This is a genomic window from Streptomyces sp. JN8 (assembly GCF_055808075.1).
On sequence record NZ_CM147852.1, the window covers coordinates 5,002,840 to 5,020,687 of the forward strand.

The following is a 17,848-nucleotide window of genomic DNA, read 5'->3' on the forward strand; positions in this document are numbered from 1 at the left end:
CCCTGTACCGTCGGGGAGTGAGCACCACCCCCGGCACCCCGCCCGCCTCCTGCCCCGCGTCGGCCCCCGCGCCCGAGCTCTTCACCTGGGAGTTCGCGAGCGATCCGTACCCCGCGTACGCCTGGCTCCGCGAGCACGCGCCCGTGCACCGGACGACACTGCCCAGCGGGGTCGAGGCCTGGCTGGTGACGCGGTACGGGGACGCCCGGCAGGCCCTCGCCGACCAGCGGCTCTCCAAGAACCCCGCGCACCACGACGAGTCCCCGCACGCCAAGGGCAAGACGGGCATTCCGGGCGAGCGCAAGGCCGAGCTGATGACGCATCTGCTCAACATCGACCCGCCGGACCACACCCGTCTGCGGCGGCTGGTGTCCAAGGCCTTCACCCCGCGCCGGGTCGCCGAGTTCACCCCGCGCGTGCAGGAGCTGACCGACCGGCTCATCGACGGGTTCGTGGAGAAGGGCAGCGCGGACCTCATCCACGAGTTCGCCTTCCCGCTCCCCATCTACGCGATCTGCGACCTGCTCGGCGTGCCCGAGGAGGACCAGGACGACTTCCGCGACTGGGCCGGCATGATGATCCGGCACGGCGGCGGGCCGCGCGGCGGGGTCGCGCGGTCGGTGAAGAAGATGCGCGGCTACCTCGCCGAGCTGATCCACCGCAAGCGGGAAGGCCTGCGGCAAGAAGGGGCCGACGACCTCATCTCGGGACTCATCAAGGCCTCCGACCACGGCGAGCACCTCACCGAGAACGAGGCCGCCGCCATGGCCTTCATCCTGCTCTTCGCCGGTTTCGAGACGACCGTCAACCTCATCGGCAACGGCATGTACCAGCTTCTGCGCCACCCCGAGCAGCGCGAGCTGCTCCAGGCGTCGGTCGCGGCGGGGGAGACCGGGCTCCTGGAGACCGGGATCGAGGAACTGCTGCGGTACGACGGACCGGTGGAGATGGCCACCTGGCGGTACGCGACCGAGCCCCTGACCATCGGCGGGCAGGACATCCCGGCGGGCGACCCCGTCCTCGTCGTGCTCGCCGCCGCGGACCGGGACCCGGAGCGGTTCGACGGGCCGGACGTGCTCGACCTGGCGCGGCGCGACAACCAGCACCTCGGGTACGGGCACGGCATCCACTACTGCCTCGGCGCGCCGCTCGCCCGGCTGGAGGGACAGACCGCGCTCGCCACCCTGCTGACCCGGCTGCCGGACCTGCGACTTGCCGCGGATCCCGCGGAACTGCGCTGGCGCGGAGGGCTCATCATGCGCGGTTTGCGCACGCTTCCGGTCGAGTTCTCCCCTTCCGTGCGACTCACACAAAGTGAGAGTCCGTCAGAAATGTGATCTTCACGTGATCGCGGGTGCATCGACTTGTGATGAGCGTTCGAATACGGCTACCTTCCCCGTCAGCTCGGTTCGTCAACGTGGTTGAGTAATTCGGCCAGGTGTGACAACTCGGGCGCGCCCACACAGTCGTCACGCGAAAGGCGCTTCTATGCGTTCCGGGAACGGACGTCACCGTCGCCCCCGTCAGGCCCCCGCAATCGTCGTCGCCGCGGGCGTGACCGGCTCCGCCATGGCGCTGCCGCTGCTCGCCACCGGGTCCGCCTCCGCCGCCGACGCGGCCACCTGGGACCGGGTCGCCGAATGCGAGTCCGGCGGCCAGTGGAGCGCCAACTTCGGCAACGGCATGTACGGCGGGCTCCAGTTCACCCAGGACAGCTGGGAGCGCCACGGCGGCCTGTCGTACGCGCCCAGCCCCGACCTCGCCAGCCGCGCCCAGCAGATCGCGGTGGCCGAGAAGGCCCTCGCCAAGGGTTCGAACGAGTGGGCCACCTGCGCGCCGATCGCCGGCCTGAAGAACGACGGCGCGTCCCCGGGTGTGGACCCCGGCCCCACGAGCGTCCCCAAGGCCCCCACCGGACCGGTTCCCGAGTCCAACTGGAACGCCGGCCTGCCCGGGACCTCCGGAGAGGCCGCCGAGGCCGACAAGGGGGCCGAGGAGGCCGACAAGTCCGAGGCCGAGCAGAAGGCCCCGGGGACGGCGTCGCCCGACGCGTCCGCCACGCCCGTCACGCCGACCGCACCCGTCTCGCCGACCGCGCCGACGAGCCCGCCCGCGTCGACCGACCCGAGCGACCCGGCCGCGCCCACCGCCCCGGGCACGCCCGACGCGTCCGTGACGCCCGGCGCGCCCGGCTCCACCGCACCCGGTGCGCCGGCGGACGACCCGTCGTCGGCGACCCCCGGCACCGGCAAGCACCGGGGCGACGCCGCACCGGAGGAAACCGGCAACCCGGACAGTTCTACCGAATCAGGTAGACATGCCTCTCCGGATAACGAGCTGGACGAAAAGCCGCTGAAGGCGTCGCCTGCTGACGCTTCGAAGGAAACGGACGCAACGGACAGTCAGGGCAAGTCGGACTCCTACCTCGTGCAGCCGGGTGACAACCTCTCCGACATTGCACAGGAGAACGAACTCCCCGGAGGCTGGACCGCCCTCTATGACGCCAACCGGCGGACCGTGGGCCTCGATCCGGACCTCATCCTCCCTGGTCAGGCGCTTGACCTGACGAACGGTTCGACCGCGTCGGCGGAGTAGTTCGGGCGCGTATGTCCGGTTCTGGGCAAGTGAGACATGGGTCTCTTCACCCCAACTGGCGTGTCGCGCCCGCAAACTTTGCTCCCGTCACCTCTCACCTGCGCAAACACGACCCACCGGAAGGCAAGCAGGGGCGATTTCTCCCCTATGAGGGTCTTTGAACTTCCGGTGGGTCTGTGTCTACGGTCGTCACCGCTCGCCACCGCGGGCCCCGTCGACCGAAACGCCGAATCCTGCCGTCGGCCGACGGGCATCGTCGCGCAAGCGCCGAAGGCAGGAGTGGGGGACCCAAGGTAAGTGCCGGTCCCGGCCGTTGAGACAGACGGCCGAAGACCGGCTTGGGGTGAAGCCGCGTGCTAGGACACGCGGCCGGGCACCTTCCGGCCCGAACCCGACAGCTCACCTCACAGGCGTCGGTGAGGAGAATCCCCATGCTGTTTTCCGCCAAGGGCAAACACCGCCGTCCCTCCAAGGCCACCCAGGTCGCCGCGCTCGTCGGCGTCACCGGTGTCGCCGTGGCCGCCCCGCTGATGACCGCGGGCACCGCCTCGGCCGCCACGGCCTCGGAGTGGGACCGCGTCGCCGCCTGCGAGTCCGGCGGCAACTGGTCCATCAACACCGGCAACGGCTACTACGGCGGTCTGCAGTTCTCGGCCTCCACCTGGGCCGCGTACGGCGGCACCGCCTACGCCTCGACCGCCGACCAGGCGTCGAAGTCGCAGCAGATCGCCGTCGCCGAGAAGGTCCTCGCGGGCCAGGGCAAGGGCGCCTGGCCGTCCTGCGGCGTGGGCCTCTCGGGCGCCTCCTACGAGGGCGGCGCCACCGAGAGCGCGCCGCAGCAGAGCACCCAGCAGCCGCAGCAGGAGCGGAAGGCCGAGCAGCCGACCACCCGCAGCGAGAAGCGCCAGGCCCCGAAGAAGGCCGCGCAGCAGGCCGCTCCGCAGGCCGACGCGAAGAAGACCGTCACCACCCCGACCGGCAAGAAGGTCAAGAAGGGCGACGGCGAGTACAAGGTCGCCACCGGCGACACCCTCAGCAAGATCGCCCAGGCGCACGGCGTCAAGGGCGGCTGGGCCGAGCTGTTCAAGCTCAACAAGGACGTCGTCGAGGACGCCGACCTCATCTACCCGGGCCAGCAGCTTCACCTGAAGTGAGCCCGGCGGTCCGCGTGAGTCCGGCGGCTCACGCGGACCCTCCGACCCTCCCGCGGTGACCACCCCGGCCCGACGCGCCCATCCCCCGTGCGCGCCGGGCCGGGGTTCCCCCGTTTCGGGCCCGCGCCCGGAGGAGACCGGAGAAGACCGGAGAAGACCGGAGAAGACCGGAGAAGACCGGAGAAGACCGGAGAAGCGGGGAGGGGCCGGCGCGACGACCGGCCCGCCGCGGCGGTTACCCGCCGGTAGGTCTGGGGCTCTTCGTCCCGACATGCCTGCCCTTGGGTCCTTTTTCGTCCCAGGGGGCGGGCGCCCGGCTGGCCGGAGCCCGCGAGCCGGTTAGGCTCTTGTCGCAAGGCCAAGCGACCCTGCACCGACCTTGCGTCACATCCAGCGTCACATCCCAAAAAGGAGATGCTCGTGCCGTCCATCGACGTCGTCGTAGCCCGGGAAATCCTGGACTCCCGAGGCAACCCCACGGTCGAGGTCGAGGTCGGCCTCGACGACGGCAGCACCGGCCGTGCTGCTGTCCCGTCCGGTGCCTCCACCGGTGCGTTCGAGGCCATCGAGCTTCGCGACGGTGACCCGAACCGCTACCTCGGCAAGGGTGTCGAGAAGGCCGTCCTCGCCGTCATCGAGCAGATCGGCCCGGAGCTCGTCGGCTACGACGCCACCGAGCAGCGCCTGATCGACCAGGCCATGTTCGACCTGGACGCCACCGAGAACAAGGGCTCCCTCGGCGCCAACGCCATCCTCGGCGTCTCCCTCGCCGTCGCGCACGCCGCCTCCGAGGCCTCGGACCTCCCGCTCTTCCGCTACCTCGGCGGCCCGAACGCGCACCTGCTGCCCGTTCCGATGATGAACATCCTCAACGGTGGGTCGCACGCCGACTCCAACGTGGACATCCAGGAGTTCATGATCGCCCCGATCGGCGCGGAGTCCTTCTCCGAGGCCCTCCGCTGGGGTGCGGAGATCTACCACACCCTCAAGGCCGTGCTGAAGCGCAAGGGCCTCTCCACCGGCCTCGGCGACGAGGGCGGCTTCGCGCCGAACCTCGAGTCGAACCGCGCCGCCCTCGACCTCATCGTCGAGGCCATCAAGGAGGCCGGCTACACCCCGGGCTCCGACGTCGCGCTCGCGCTCGACGTGGCCGCGTCCGAGTTCTACAAGGACGGCGCGTACGAGTTCGAGGGCAAGTCCCGCTCGGCCGCCGAGATGACCGAGTACTACGAGGAGCTCGTCTCCGCGTACCCGATGGTCTCCATCGAGGACCCGCTGTACGAGGACGACTGGGCCGGCTGGAAGGTCCTCACCGACAAGCTGGGCACCAAGGTCCAGATCGTCGGCGACGACCTCTTCGTCACCAACCCGGAGCGCCTGGCCCGCGGCATCGAGGAGGGCACCGCGAACGCCCTCCTGGTCAAGGTCAACCAGATCGGCTCGCTGACCGAGACCCTCGACGCCGTCGAGCTCGCCCAGCGCAACGGCTTCAAGTGCATGATGTCCCACCGCTCCGGCGAGACCGAGGACGTCACCATCGCCGACCTCGCGGTCGCCGTGAACTGCGGTCAGATCAAGACCGGCGCCCCGGCCCGCTCGGACCGTGTCGCCAAGTACAACCAGCTGCTGCGCATCGAGGAGATCCTCGACGACGCCGCGGTCTACGCCGGCCGCAGCGCCTTCCCGCGCTTCAAGGGCTGACGGCAGGCGTCACCCCCGGCAGTTCCGTACGTCCCCGCACTCGGTCCCGTACCGTGTGCGGGGACGTCCGCGTGAACAGGGGAGGCGACACGACATGGCCGCGAAGGACCGGGACCGGTTCTCCACCGCGACCCGGATCAGACTGCTCGGCGAGCAGACCGCCGCCCGTGTCTACCGCTCCCAGACCCGACGCCAGGCCCGCCGCTCCCGGCTCACCGGCCGGGCCGCCTTCCTCGCCCTGGTCGTCTGCTCGCTGGTCGTGGCGCTCGCCTACCCGATGCGGAGCTACGTCTCCCAGCAGGGCGAGATCGCGGAGCAGCAGCGCCGGGCCGCCGACGCCGCCCGGCGGGTCGAGGAGCTCCGGGACGAGAAGGCGCGCCTCCAGGACCCCGCCTACGTCCGGCGCCTCGCCCGCGAGCACCTCCACTACGTGCTGCCCGGCGAGACCGGGTTCACCGTGAACGACCCCGACGCCGAGCAACGGCCCCGCGGGGACCAGGGCGCGGCGGACCGCCCCTGGTACGACAACCTCTGGGACGGCGTCGACCACGCCGACCGCCCCTGACGCGGCCTACCGGTCGCCCCGACATACGAGCAAGGCAGACATGGAAACGCCCCCTCCGCAGACCGAACGCACCGAGCCCACCGGGCAGGACATCGCCGCCTTCGAGCTCCAGCTCGGCCGGCCGCCCCGCGGCCTGCGCGCCATCGCGCACCGCTGCCCGTGCGGGAACCCGGACGTCGTCGAGACCGCGCCCCGGCTCCCCGACGGCACGCCGTTCCCGACCACGTACTACCTGACCTGCCCCCGGGCGGCCTCGGCCATCGGCACCCTGGAGGCCAACGGGGTCATGAAGGAGATGCAGGCCCGGCTCGCCACCGACCCGGAGCTGGCCGCCGCCTACCGGGCCGCGCACGAGGACTACATCGCGCGCCGCGACGCCATCGAGGTCCTGGAGGGGTTCCCGAGCGCCGGCGGCATGCCGGACCGGGTGAAGTGCCTGCACGTCCTCGTCGGCCACTCGCTGGCCGCCGGACCCGGCGTCAACCCCTTCGGCGACGAGGCGCTCGCGATGCTGCCGGAGTGGTGGGCGAAGGGCGCCTGCGTCACGCCGTGCGCGGACGGGGACGAGAAGAAGGAGGGGGCGGAGTGACCCGGGTCGCCGGAATCGACTGCGGCACGAACTCCATCCGCCTCCTGGTCGCCGACGTCCACCCGGAGACCGGGGAGCTGGTCGAGCTCGACCGCCGGATGACGATCGTCCGGCTCGGGCAGGGCGTCGACAAGACCGGCCGGCTCGCCCCCGAGGCCCTGGAGCGGACCTTCGCCGCCTGCCGCGCGTACGCCGAGGTCATCAAGGACCTCGGCGCCGAGAAGCTGCGTTTCGTCGCCACCTCCGCCTCCCGCGACGCCGAGAACCGCGCGGACTTCGTGAACGGGGTCGTGGAGATCCTGGGCGTCGAGCCCGAGGTCATCACGGGCGACCAGGAGGCCGCGTTCTCCTTCACCGGCGCCACCGGCGAGCTGCACGGCGACGACCGCCGGCTGGTCGTGGACATCGGCGGCGGCTCGACCGAGTTCGTGGTCGGCAACCGGCACGTCGAGGCCGCCCGCTCCGTCGACATCGGCTGCGTCCGCCTGACCGAGCGGCACGTCCGGCACGACCCGCCGACCGCGGAGGAGGCCGAGGCGATCCGCGCCGACGTCCGGGCCGCGCTCGACCTCGCCGCCGAGACCGTCCCGATCGGGACCGCCGAGACCCTCGTCGGACTCGCCGGATCGGTCACCACGGTCGCCGCCATCGCCCTCGGGCTGCCGGAGTACGACTCGGAGAAGATCCACCACGCCCGGATCTCCGCCGCGCAGGTCGCCGAGGTCGCCGAGCGGCTGCTCGCCTCCACCCACGCCGAGCGGGCCGCGATCCCCGTCATCCATCCCGGGCGGGTCGACGTGATCATCGCCGGCGCGCTCGTCCTGCGGGAGATCGTCGAGCGGGTCGGAGCCCACGAGGTCGTCGTCAGCGAGCACGACATCCTCGATGGGATCGCCCTATCCGTGGCATAGCGGGCACCTATCGAGGCTTCCCGCGACACCGCGCCGGGAAAGTTCGTGAAGTTCTTCACAAGGAAAAGGGCCCTGGTGGCGCCGAAGTGGGGTCCGAACGAGGTGTTTGGGCCCTCCGGGTGGTGCCTCAGGGCCCTTTCGCAGGCGCGGAGGCGGATCCGCCCGACGTTTCCATCGTGTGAACGGGGGCTCCGGTTCGGGGTTAACGGAGGCTCTCCGGTCCAGTTCACAGGGGGTGAACAACGTCCGCCCGGGTGCCCCGGTTCCTTTGCAGCACCATGACATGGATCACGTGGGCGGCGGAGTGTAGCAGAGGTGTCCGGAGACCTTGTGAAGGGGCGCACGAGCACCCCCCTCAGGAGGGGTGGATACTCGATCTCATGAGCACCACGGAGCGTCCCAGGATCCTCGTAGTAGGCGGCGGGTACGTAGGCCTGTACGCAGCTCGGCGCATCCTCAAGAAGATGCGCTACGCGGAGGCGACCGTCACGGTCGTCGACCCGCGGTCGTACATGACCTACCAGCCCTTCCTCCCCGAAGCCGCCGCCGGCAGCATCTCGCCGCGCCACGTCGTCGTCCCGCTGCGACGCGTCGTGCGCGGAGCGGAGGTGCTCACCGGCCGGGTCACCACCATCGACCAGGACCGCAAGGTCGCCACGATCTCGCCGCTCGTCGGCGAGGCCTACGAGCTGCCCTTCGACTACCTCGTCATCGCGATGGGCGCCGTCTCCCGTACCTTCCCGATCCCCGGCCTCGCCGAGCAGGGCATCGGCATGAAGGGCATCGAGGAGGCCATCGGCCTGCGCAACCACGTCCTCGAGCAGCTCGACAAGGCCGACTCGACCACCGACGAGGAGGTCCGCCGCAAGGCGCTGACCTTCGTCTTCGTGGGCGGCGGCTTCGCCGGCGCGGAGACCATCGGCGAGGTCGAGGACCTGGCCCGGGACGCCGCGAAGTACTACCAGAACGTGTCGCGCGAGGACATGCGCTTCGTCCTGGTCGACGCGGCCGACAAGATCCTTCCCGAGGTCGGCCCCAAGCTCGGCCAGTACGGCAAGGAGCACCTGGAGAGCCGCGGGATCGAGATCTACCTCGAGACCTCCATGGACTCCTGCGTCGACGGCCACGTCGTGCTGAAGAACGGCCTCGAGGTCGACTCCAACACGATCGTCTGGACCGCCGGCGTGAAGCCGAACCCGGCGCTCTCCCGCTTCGGTCTGCCGCTCGGCCCCCGCGGCCACGTGGACTGCAACGAGAAGCTCCAGATCAACGGCCTCGACTACGCCTGGGCCGCGGGCGACAACGCCCAGGTCCCGGACATGGTCGGCCGCAAGGCGGGCAACCCGAACGCCTGGTGCCCGCCGAACGCCCAGCACGCGCTGCGCCAGGCCAAGGTCCTCGGCGACAACGTGGTGGCCGGCATGCGGGGCTTCCCGCAGAAGGAGTACAGCCACGCCAACAAGGGCGCGGTCGCGGGTCTCGGCCTGCACAAGGGCGTCGCGATGATCGTCATGGGCAAGGTGAAGATCAAGCTCAAGGGCCGTCTCGCCTGGTACATGCACCGTGGCTACCACGGCATGGCGATGCCGACCTGGAACCGCAAGATCCGCGTCTTCGCCGACTGGACCCTCGCGATGTTCCTCAAGCGCGAGGTCGTCTCGCTCGGCGCCATGGAGACGCCGCGCGAGGAGTTCTACGAGGCCGCCAAGCCCGCCCCCGCGCCGGCCGCCCCGGCGCAGGAGAAGGCCAAGGCCTCCTGACCGTCGCCCGGCGGTACCAGCAGGACCAGCAGGACCAGTAGGACAAGTACACGCAAGGCCGTAAAAGGGCCGTCCGCCATCCGTGGTGCGGACGGCCCTTCGCGTGTTTTGCCGACTGATTGCGCTGCGCCGGGACTGCAAACGCCTACGGACGGTGTTCCCTTGGTGACGAGCATTTCTGGGGCACGAGATCACGGAGGTGTGCACCATGGCCGACGCCGCGTCGCGGCTGGCGACTCTCGCCGAGGAGCTGCTGGGCGGACCGCTCCCGGTCCGGCTGCGAGCCTGGGACGGCAGCGAGGCCGGGCCGGTGGGCGGCCCCGTCCTGGTCGTCCGCGACCGCCGCGCCCTGCGGAGGATGATCTGGAAGCCCGGCGAACTGGGCATGGCCCGCGCCTGGGTGGCCGGGGAGCTGGACGTCGAGGGCGACCTGTACGCCCTCCTGGACGCCCTCTCCGGCCTGCTCTGGGAGCGGGACGGGGACGGCAGGGGGCTGCTCGCGGCCGCCCGCGACCCGCGGCTTCGTGCCGCCGCGGCAGCCCTGCTGAAGCTGGCCGGACCGCTGCCGCCCCCGCAGCCGCCGGCCGAGGAGGTGCGCGGCCGCAGCGGCGGCCGGCACACCCGGCGCCGCGACAGGCAGGCGATCAGTCACCACTACGACGTGGGCAACGACTTCTACGAGCTGGTCCTCGGCCCGTCGATGGTCTACTCGTGCGCGTACTGGGCCTCCGACGGCCCCGACGCCACCCTGGAGGACGCCCAGCGCGACAAGCTGGACCTCATCGCCCGCAAGCTGGACCTGAAGGAGGGGGACCGGCTCCTCGACGTGGGCTGCGGATGGGGCTCCATGGCCCTCCACGCCGCCCGGGAGTACGGGGCGCGGGTCGTCGGCATCACCCTCTCCCGCGAGCAGGCCGCGTACGCCCGCAAGCGGATCGCCGAGGAGGGGCTGACCGACCTGGTCGAGATCCGCGTCCAGGACTACCGGGACGTCGCGGACGGCCCGTACGACGCCGTCTCCTCGATCGGCATGGCCGAGCACGTCGGCGTGGTCCGGTACCGGGAGTACGCCGACATCCTGTACGGGCTCCTCAAGCCCGGCGGGCGGCTGCTGAACCACCAGATCTCGCGGCGCCCCGAACCGGACGAGGAGGCGTACGAGATCGATCCCTTCATCGACGCGTACGTCTTCCCGGACGGCGAACTCGCCCCCATGGGACGCACGCTGGGCACCCTGGAGGACGCCGGCTTCGAGGTCAGGGACGTGGAGGCGATCCGCGAGCACTACGCGCTGACGCTGCGCCGCTGGGTGGCCAACCTGGAGCGGGACTGGGACCGGGCGGTCCGGCTCACCTCGCCGGGCCGGGCGCGGATCTGGCGGCTCTACATGGCGGCCTCGGCCGTCTCCTTCGAGCGCAACCGGATCGGCGTGAACCAGTTCCTCGCGGTGAAGACCCCGGTGTCGGGGCGGAGCGGGACGGCGCTGCGGCCGCGGGTCTGGAACGAGAAGGCCTGAGGCGCCCGCCGGAAGGGCCGGCCCCTGGCAGGGGGCCGGCCCTTCCGGGTTCCGGGGGGTTACTCGGCCTTGATGGCGGCGAGCATGTTCAGCCTGGCCGCGCTCCGGGCCGGCCACAGGGAGGCGAGGACGCCGACCAGGGCGGCCAGGACCAGGAAGACCCCGATCCGGTCCCAGGGCAGGACCAGGGCGTAGCCCGGCAGGCTGCTCTTGAAGGTCTCGCCGATGGCCCAGCCGAGGAACGCGCCCAGACCGATGCCGACGATCGCGCCGAACACCGAGATGACCACGGCCTCCAGACGGACCATCCGCTTCACGCGGCGCCGGTCGAGACCGATCGCCCGCAGCATGCCGATCTCCTGCTGGCGCTCGAAGACGGACATCGCGAGGGTGTTGACGACACCGAGTACGGCGATGATCAGGGCCATGCCGAGCAGGCCGTACATGATGTTCAGCATGATGTTGATCGGGCCGCCGAAGGCGTCACGGATGTCCTTGTGGTCCATGACCTGGATCGCCGGGTTGTCGCCCATGGCCTTCGCCAGGGCCCGCTCGTTGGCCGCGCTGGCGCCGCCCTTCGTCGAGACGTAGATCTCGCGGATGGACGCCTGCTCCTCGTGCGCGGTGACCAGCCGGTGGTCGGCGAGGACCGGGGAGACGAACTCGTTGGCCTCGTAGATCGCGCCGACCTTCAGCTCGCCCTTGCGCTTGTCGAGGAACTCGACCGGGACGGTGGCCCCGGTCTTCAGGCCGCGCTTCGCGGCGACCTCGGCGTCGACGGCGATGGTGTTCCCGCCGACGGCGGAGAGCGAGCCGTGCACCACCTTCAGGTCGAGGAGCTTCTCGATCTGACCGGGGGCGACCCCGGAGACCGAGACGAACGAGCCCTTCAGGTCGAAGGCTCCGGCCTGCTGCGGGGAGACCGCGGTGACGCCGGGGGCCTTCTGCAGGGCGGTCAGCGCCTCCTGGCTCAGACCGTTGCCGCTGGCCATGGAGACCATGTAGTCGGCCTTGATCTGGTCGGTCGTCATCTTGTCGAGGGCCGTGCCGACCGTGGTGCCGAGCACCGAGAGGCCGGTGACGAGGGTCAGGCCGATGGCCAGCGCGGAGGCGGTGGCGCCGGTGCGGCGCGGGTTGCGGACCGCGTTCAGCCCGGCGAGTTTGCCGGAGACCCCGAAGACGCTCACGAAGAGGGGCCGGATCACGGCGATCACGGGCCGCGAGAGGAACGGGATCAGGATGATCACGCCGATGAGGGTGAGGAAGGCTCCGCCCGCGATCAGCAGGCGGCCGTTGTCGCCGCCCTGGCCCGCGCCGAGCACGATGAGCACGACACCGAGCGCGGTGAACGCGGCGCCGATGGAGTTCCGTACGACCAGCGACTTGGTGCTCACACTGGCGTGGACGCTGTTCATGGCGGCGACCGGCGGGATCTTCGCGGCCCGGCGGCCGGGCAGCCAGGCGGCCAGCGTGGTGATCAGCACGCCGACGGCGAAGGCGGCGACGGCCGGGGTGGTGCCGAGGACCAGCGGGCCGTCCGGGACCTTCAGGTCGAAGGCGTTCATGCCGGAGCGCAGTCCGACGGCGAGACCGATGCCGAGGACGTAGCCGACGGCGGAGGCGAGCAGGCCGACCAGACCGGCCTCGGCGAGGACGGAGCGGGTGATCTGCCGGCGCGAGGCGCCGACGGCGCGCATCAGCGCCAGCTCCTTGGTGCGCTGCGCGACCAGCATGGTGAAGGTGTTGGAGATGAGGAAGACGCCGACGAAGAGTGCGATGCCGGCGAAGCCGAGCAGCACCTGGTTGAGGGCGCCGAGACCGGCCTCGATGTCCTTGGCCTGCCGGTCGGCGAGGACGGCGCCGGTCTGGGCGGTGGCGGACTTCGGGACGACGGTGAGGATCTTGTCGCGGAGCTCGACCGCGTCCGCGCCGGGGGCGGCGGTGACGGTCAGGTTCTGGAAGAAGCCGGGCTTCAGGTAGAGCTTCTGGGCGACGGCGCGGTCGAAGACGACCAGGCTGCCGCCGGCGTTCACGGCGCCGTCCTCGGTGGTGAAGACGCCGGAGAGCTCGTACTCCTTGACCGGCCCGTTGGTGGCCACGCGGACGGTGTCGCCGACCTTGTAGCCGCCCTTGTCGGCGGTGTCCTTGTCGAGCGCGATCTGTCCGGCGGAGGCGGGGCCGTTTCCGGAGGTGAAGCTGTAGGCGCGGTCCTTGCCGTCCTTGCCGGGGGCGAAGTTGGTGCCCTTGTTGGACCACCCGGCGCCGATCAGCTTGCCGTTCTTGTCGGGCACACCGGCGAAGCCGTCGACGCGGGGGGTGACGGAGGCGACGCCGTCGACCTTCGCGACCTTGTCGACGACCTGCTGGGAGAGGCCGGGGGTCTTCCGGGCCTCCTCGGCGGACGGGTACATCTCGACGGCGACGGCGACGTCGTCGTAGCTCTTGGCCGACTGGTTGCGGAAGGCCTGGCCGAGGGTGTCGGTGAAGACGAGGGTGCCGGAGACGAAGGCCACGCCGAGCATCACGGCGAGAACGGTCATCAGCAGCCGCGCCTTGTGCGCGAGGACGTTGCGCAGGGCGGTACGGAACATGGGTGTGTCCTGGAGGAGGAGGGCGGACGGGTATCAGGGCGGCTGGGCGGCGCCGTACCGGTTCGAGTCCGGTTCCGGCGCCGTCGCGTCAGCTCGTACGGCCCTTCGCGTCGAAGGCCTTCATGCGGTCGAGCACGCCGTCCGCCGTCGGGTGCAGCATCTCGTCGACGATCCGGCCGTCGGCGAGGAAGATCACGCGGTCCGCGTAGGAGGCGGCGACCGGGTCGTGGGTGACCATGACGACGGTCTGGCCCAGCTCGCGGACCGAGTTGCGCAGGAAGCCGAGGACTTCGGCGCCCGAGCGGGAGTCCAGGTTTCCGGTGGGCTCGTCGCCGAAGATGATCTCGGGGCGGGAGGCGAGGGCGCGGGCCACGGCGACGCGCTGCTGCTGGCCGCCGGAGAGTTCGGTCGGGCGGTGGCTGAGCCGCGCGGAGAGGCCGAGCATGTCGATGACCTTCTGCACCCACTGCTTGTCGGGCTTCCGGCCGGCGATGTCCATCGGCAGCGTGATGTTCTCCAGGGCCGTCAGGGTCGGCAGCAGGTTGAAGGCCTGGAAGATGAAGCCGATCTTGTCCCGGCGCAGCTGGGTGAGCTGCTTGTCCTTGAGGGTGGAGAGCTCCGTCTCGCCGATCCGGACCGAGCCGGAGGAGAAGGAGTCCAGGCCGGCGACGCAGTGCATGAGCGTCGACTTGCCGGAGCCGGAGGGGCCCATGATCGCGGTGAACTCGCCCTGGCGGAAGTCCACCGTGACGTGATCGAGGGCGACCACCTGGGTCTCGCCGTGTCCGTAGACCTTGGAGAGATCCGTGGCGCGGGCGGCCACCGCGGTGGCGCGGGACACGGTGGGGGTGGTGGTCACGAGGGACTCCTGTCACTGCGGGGCTTCTGCGGGAACCCCTCCATCGTGTCGAGCGTTCTCGCTCGGATCGTCCGCCCACGTGCCCGTTCCCGGGGCAGTCTCGAGTCGGACCGGGGGCCCCGATCCTCCTCCTGAGGTATGACGGCGGCCCTGAGAGACGGGTTCGCGCCGATGTGACAGACGTGCGACGACTTTTCGTCATTCCGGGGGGTGCGGCTTTGCGCCTGCGACCCCTGTCACAGTCCGGCGAAACGGCCCCCACCTGCACTGACGCACCCTCAAGCGTCAATAAAATAAGACAACATCGGGATGATGTTTCGGCTGAACGAGGGACGCGCCCCGATAGGCTCATGTGCCAACGCGGAGCTTCGCGACGCCCGGATGGTGGAATGCAGACACGGCGAGCTTAAACCTCGCTGGCCTTCGGGCCGTACCGGTTCGAGTCCGGTTCCGGGCACCACCCGGGCCCCAGGTGGGACACCTGCGGCCCGGAGAGGCCCCTCACTCACGCGCGGACCCCCGTGACGCTCCGCGACACACTCGTGCGAAGATCGAAACCGTACGGGAAAAGATCCTCCCCGAGCACTAGAGAGTTTCTTTTGCCTACGCATTACTCTTGACGCGAGGCCGCGCGCATGCGGCACGCCATGGAGGAGTGAGATGAGGAGCAGCAACCCGGTCTTCTCGCGACGGGGGTTCAGCCGCGACAACGGCACCGCGGGCTTCAACGGCCAGCAGCCGCAGGCCGGGGGCCCCGCCGTCGGGACCAACCCGTACGCCGCCGGCAACCCGTACGCCGAGGGCGCGACGAACCCGTACGCCACCAACCCGTACGCCCCGCAGGACACCCAGCCCGGTGCCCCGCAGCAGGCCCGCGGCAACGTGATGACGATCGACGACGTCGTGAGCCGTACGGCCATGACGCTCGGCACGGTCGTCCTCACCGCCGTCCTGTCCTGGCTGCTCCTGCCGGTCGACCCCGCCAACCTGGGCAAGTCCTACGGCATCGCCATCGGCGCCGCCCTGGTCGCCCTGGTCCTGTCGCTCGTGCAGTCCTTCAAGCGCAAGCCGTCGCCGGCGCTCATCCTGGGCTACGCGGCCTTCGAGGGCGTCTTCCTCGGTGTCATCTCGGCCGCCGTGTCGACGTACATCGCGGACGGCGTGGTCATCCAGGCGGTCCTCGGCACCATGGCGGTCTTCGCCGGCGTGCTGATCGCCTACAAGATGGGCTGGATCCGGGTCAACCGGCGCTTCTACGGCTTCGTGATGGCCGCCGCGATGGGCTTCATGCTCCTCATGGTGACCAACCTGCTGTTCGCCGTCTTCGCCGGCGGTGACGGCCTCGGCTTCCGCAGCGGCGGCCTCGGCATCCTCTTCGGTGTCATCGGCATCATCCTGGGCGCCTGCTTCCTCGCCCTCGACTTCAAGCAGGTCGAGGACGGCGTGACCTACGGCGCGCCGCGCGAGGAGGCCTGGCTGGCCGCCTTCGGTCTCACCATGACCCTGGTGTGGATCTACCTGGAGATGCTGCGTCTGCTGTCGATCCTGCAGGGCGACGACTGACGCCTCCCGACTCGGGGGAAGGGCCCGTCCGGCTTCGCGCCGGGCGGGCCCTTCCGCGTTCCGTGACGACGGGCGGCGCCCGGACCTCAGAGCAGTCTCCGGGCCGCCCTCCGCAGGTCGTACTCGTGCAGGATCGCCTTCGCGTGGCCGTACGCCAGCTCGTGCGCCCCGCGGAGCCAGCTCACGCGCTCCTCGAACCGGAGGAGGGAGGGGCCCTCCTCGACGGTGCGCATCCAGTCGGCGATCTCACGACCGGTGCGGCCCGGGATGCGGGCCAGCATGTTGCGGTGGGTCTCTTCGGAGAATGTATGGGACATCGGCGCCTCCGGACGCGTCGTACCGCGTGCTCCTCGTACTCCTGGCACTTCCTCACGTCACCGTGCCCAAGTGCGCGCCCGTTGGCAAGGGGCCCGGGGCGGCGCGTAGGGTCGCGGGGTGCGCGATACGAGTGAACTGACCGCGGCCGTCGACCGCTTCGCCGACCGGCTGCGGGCCGCCCCGCAGAGCCGCCTCCAGCGGGGCGCGGCGGCCGAGGGCCTGGCCCTCGCCCGGGAGCTGGCGGCGCGCGCCCAGCGCGCCGAGGAGCCGGGGCGGGAGCCCCGGACGATGCCGGACGCGGGGGTCTTCACCGTGGCCGACCAGCTGGTCGTCGCCGGGAACGATCTGGCCGAGATCCTGCGAACGGCCCCGGCCGACTCCCGTGAGGGGGAGCTGGCGGAGGCCGTGGAACTGGTCCGTGGAGCGGCGGAGCGCTCGGGGCTGTAGGGCCGGCGGAGCGCTCGGGCCGGGGCGCCCGGTGCGAGGGCGCGGTGCCGGTCGGGCGGTGGGACCCGCCCCGTGCGTTCAGAGCGGGGCGCGCCCGCGGTCGGCGGTCGGAGGCCGCCCAGGCGCCCCGAAGCCCGCGAGGCCCCGGGGGGCCGAGCGGCGCGAGGGGCGTGACATCAGAGGGACGCGATGACGCGGTCCGCGAGGATGTAGACGTTCTCGTCGTCGGCCTCGCCGTACGAGAAGGTGAGGGCGAAGGCGCCCGAGACGCCCGAGCCGCCGAGCAGCACCGGCGTGCGGCCGGAGCGCAGGGCCTCCGCCAGGCGCTCCGCGGTCTCGCGGTGCCCCGGCGTCATACAGAGCGTGGTCCCGTCGGCGAACACGTACACGTCGAGCGTGCCCAGCGGGCCCGGACGCACGTCCGTCAGGGCCGTGGCGGTGTCCGCCAGCTCCTCGAGGCGGGCGACGGTCCGCTCGTGGTCGGTGACGACGGGGGTCTGCACCGGCACGAAGTCCGGGTGCGAGGGGTGCCTGCGGCGGGCGGCGGCCAGCTCGGCCGAGTCCTCCGGGTACTCCTCGAAGGCGTCGACCGGGTCCAGCGGGTCCAGCGCGTCGGGGCCGTCGAGCGCGGCGGCCTCCGCCTCCATGGCCTCCAGGGCCATCGCCTCCAGGCCCACGAAGTCGGCCTGGCGGGGGACGAAGAAGGTGCCGTCGTCGACCGGGCCGCCGAGGCCGCCCAGCAGGGACGGGGCGTCGGCCGCGTCCCGGGCCTCCTGCGCGGCCCAGAAGGCCCGCGCCTCGGCGAGCTCGCGCTCGCGCTCCTCGGCCAGCGCCTCCGCGACCGCGGCCCGTATCTCGGCGGCGGGCGTGGCACGGGCCGCGGGAACGGTGACGCCGTGCCCGGCCGCCAGTTCGCTCCGCAGGGCCGTGACCTGCTTGCGGAGACCGTGGACGGCGTGCAGGGCGGCAGCGCCCACGGCCGTGGCAGCGGCCGTGGTCAGCAGCAGGGCAAGAGGCATGGTGCTCACTGACGTACTCCCGATTCCGAGTCGATCCCCCCGACTTCCTACATCAGCTTGTCCCGGGGTGGGGCCCGCTGTCAGTGCATTACGTCACGAATTGGACAGGTATTTCTGCCAGGTGTTTAGTCCCGAAACGGCTCTGACCTGGGAAAACGAACTCCCCCGGGACGTAGGTCACATCCTGGGGGAGATTCGGTCACGGCTCGGACGCGGTGCGGTTGGGCGGCTCGGCCCGGGGAGACGCACACCGGCGCACC

15 protein-coding genes, 1 tRNA gene and 1 riboswitch are annotated in these 17,848 nt (G+C 71.1%); of the genes, 12 read left to right on the forward strand and 4 right to left on the reverse strand.

The window, feature by feature from the left end:
- Positions 1-17 precede the first annotated feature (17 nt).
- The 9 genes from ACY0MR_RS22105 (at position 18) to ACY0MR_RS22145 (ending at position 10,791) form a co-directional block, all read left to right on the forward strand.
- The gene (locus ACY0MR_RS22105; RefSeq protein ID WP_388806085.1) at positions 18-1,337 is read left to right on the forward strand and encodes a cytochrome P450 family protein; all 1,320 of its coding nucleotides are present in this window, start codon (positions 18-20) and stop codon (positions 1,335-1,337) included.
- Between the two features lie 217 nt (positions 1,338-1,554).
- Positions 1,555-2,595 carry a transglycosylase family protein gene (locus tag ACY0MR_RS22110; protein ID WP_473554870.1) on the forward strand — a complete coding sequence of 347 codons (1,041 nt, stop codon included), beginning with the start codon at positions 1,555-1,557 and terminating at the stop codon, positions 2,593-2,595.
- 255 nt (positions 2,596-2,850) lie between these two features.
- Positions 2,851-3,023, forward strand: a riboswitch (cyclic di-AMP (ydaO/yuaA leader).
- Positions 3,024-3,026: 3 nt separating this feature from the next.
- A complete protein-coding gene (locus tag ACY0MR_RS22115) occupies positions 3,027-3,749 on the forward strand; it encodes a transglycosylase family protein (RefSeq protein WP_388806081.1) in 723 nt (240 codons plus the stop codon).
- A 414-nt stretch (positions 3,750-4,163) separates the two neighbouring features.
- Positions 4,164-5,450: a phosphopyruvate hydratase gene (gene eno / locus ACY0MR_RS22120; RefSeq protein WP_361849097.1), complete on the forward strand. Its 1,287-nt coding sequence runs from the start codon at positions 4,164-4,166 to the stop codon at positions 5,448-5,450.
- Between the two features lie 94 nt (positions 5,451-5,544).
- Entirely contained in the window at positions 5,545-6,015 is a 471-nt protein-coding gene (locus ACY0MR_RS22125; protein WP_361849094.1) for an FtsB family cell division protein, read from the forward strand.
- Positions 6,016-6,055: 40 nt separating this feature from the next.
- Positions 6,056-6,604, forward strand: coding sequence for a DUF501 domain-containing protein (locus tag ACY0MR_RS22130; protein ID WP_388806077.1), 549 nt, complete (start codon positions 6,056-6,058; stop codon positions 6,602-6,604).
- Complete coding sequence (locus ACY0MR_RS22135; RefSeq protein WP_388806075.1) at positions 6,601-7,515, forward strand: Ppx/GppA phosphatase family protein; 915 nt, start codon at positions 6,601-6,603, stop codon at positions 7,513-7,515. The genes ACY0MR_RS22130 and ACY0MR_RS22135 overlap by 4 nt, the downstream gene beginning before the upstream one ends.
- Before the next feature lie 380 nt (positions 7,516-7,895).
- Positions 7,896-9,275 carry an NAD(P)/FAD-dependent oxidoreductase gene (locus tag ACY0MR_RS22140; RefSeq protein ID WP_361849085.1) on the forward strand — a complete coding sequence of 460 codons (1,380 nt, stop codon included), beginning with the start codon at positions 7,896-7,898 and terminating at the stop codon, positions 9,273-9,275.
- Positions 9,276-9,483: 208 nt separating this feature from the next.
- Positions 9,484-10,791, forward strand: coding sequence for a class I SAM-dependent methyltransferase (locus ACY0MR_RS22145; RefSeq protein WP_473554874.1), 1,308 nt, complete (start codon positions 9,484-9,486; stop codon positions 10,789-10,791).
- Positions 10,792-10,850: 59 nt separating this feature from the next.
- Here ACY0MR_RS22145 and ACY0MR_RS22150 read toward each other — a convergent pair whose 3' ends face one another.
- Both ACY0MR_RS22150 and ACY0MR_RS22155 read right to left on the reverse strand, forming a co-directional pair.
- Complete coding sequence (locus ACY0MR_RS22150) at positions 10,851-13,382, reverse strand: ABC transporter permease (RefSeq protein WP_403315746.1); 2,532 nt, start codon at positions 13,380-13,382, stop codon at positions 10,851-10,853.
- Between the two features lie 88 nt (positions 13,383-13,470).
- Positions 13,471-14,241: an ABC transporter ATP-binding protein gene (locus ACY0MR_RS22155; RefSeq protein WP_361849079.1), complete on the reverse strand. Its 771-nt coding sequence runs from the start codon at positions 14,239-14,241 to the stop codon at positions 13,471-13,473.
- A 375-nt stretch (positions 14,242-14,616) separates the two neighbouring features.
- On the opposite strand from ACY0MR_RS22155, the gene ACY0MR_RS22160 reads away from it, so the two are divergent.
- Together ACY0MR_RS22160 and ACY0MR_RS22165 are read left to right on the forward strand one after the other, a co-directional pair.
- Positions 14,617-14,701, forward strand: a tRNA-Leu gene (locus ACY0MR_RS22160).
- Positions 14,702-14,901: 200 nt separating this feature from the next.
- Complete coding sequence (locus ACY0MR_RS22165) at positions 14,902-15,804, forward strand: Bax inhibitor-1/YccA family protein (protein ID WP_148003878.1); 903 nt, start codon at positions 14,902-14,904, stop codon at positions 15,802-15,804.
- An 86-nt stretch (positions 15,805-15,890) separates the two neighbouring features.
- Here the strand turns inward: ACY0MR_RS22165 and ACY0MR_RS22170 are convergent, their stop codons facing one another.
- Entirely contained in the window at positions 15,891-16,121 is a 231-nt protein-coding gene (locus ACY0MR_RS22170; protein WP_030315254.1) for a DUF4287 domain-containing protein, read from the reverse strand.
- 118 nt (positions 16,122-16,239) lie between these two features.
- Here ACY0MR_RS22170 and ACY0MR_RS22175 point away from each other — a divergent pair, with 118 nt between their 5' ends.
- The gene (locus ACY0MR_RS22175) at positions 16,240-16,569 is read left to right on the forward strand and encodes a hypothetical protein (RefSeq protein WP_361849073.1); all 330 of its coding nucleotides are present in this window, start codon (positions 16,240-16,242) and stop codon (positions 16,567-16,569) included.
- Between the two features lie 176 nt (positions 16,570-16,745).
- Here ACY0MR_RS22175 and ACY0MR_RS22180 read toward each other — a convergent pair whose 3' ends face one another.
- Positions 16,746-17,597 (reverse strand): hypothetical protein, encoded by an 852-nt coding sequence (locus ACY0MR_RS22180; protein ID WP_473554877.1) that lies wholly within the window; start codon positions 17,595-17,597, stop codon positions 16,746-16,748.
- Positions 17,598-17,848: the final 251 nt, after the last annotated feature.

Bases quoted from the DNA above. Each gene is read 5' to 3' on its own strand.
- ACY0MR_RS22165 (WP_148003878.1), top strand. From the start codon at position 14,902: ATGAGGAGCAGCAACCCGGTCTTCTCGCGACGGGGGTTCAGCCGCGAC.
- ACY0MR_RS22150 (WP_403315746.1), bottom strand. From the start codon at position 13,382: ATGTTCCGTACCGCCCTGCGCAACGTCCTCGCGCACAAGGCGCGGCTG.
- eno (WP_361849097.1), top strand. From the start codon at position 4,164: ATGCTCGTGCCGTCCATCGACGTCGTCGTAGCCCGGGAAATCCTGGAC.
- ACY0MR_RS22145 (WP_473554874.1), top strand. From the start codon at position 9,484: ATGGCCGACGCCGCGTCGCGGCTGGCGACTCTCGCCGAGGAGCTGCTG.
- ACY0MR_RS22140 (WP_361849085.1), top strand. From the start codon at position 7,896: ATGAGCACCACGGAGCGTCCCAGGATCCTCGTAGTAGGCGGCGGGTAC.
- ACY0MR_RS22130 (WP_388806077.1), top strand. From the start codon at position 6,056: ATGGAAACGCCCCCTCCGCAGACCGAACGCACCGAGCCCACCGGGCAG.
- ACY0MR_RS22115 (WP_388806081.1), top strand. From the start codon at position 3,027: ATGCTGTTTTCCGCCAAGGGCAAACACCGCCGTCCCTCCAAGGCCACC.
- ACY0MR_RS22125 (WP_361849094.1), top strand. From the start codon at position 5,545: ATGGCCGCGAAGGACCGGGACCGGTTCTCCACCGCGACCCGGATCAGA.
- ACY0MR_RS22170 (WP_030315254.1), bottom strand. From the start codon at position 16,121: ATGTCCCATACATTCTCCGAAGAGACCCACCGCAACATGCTGGCCCGC.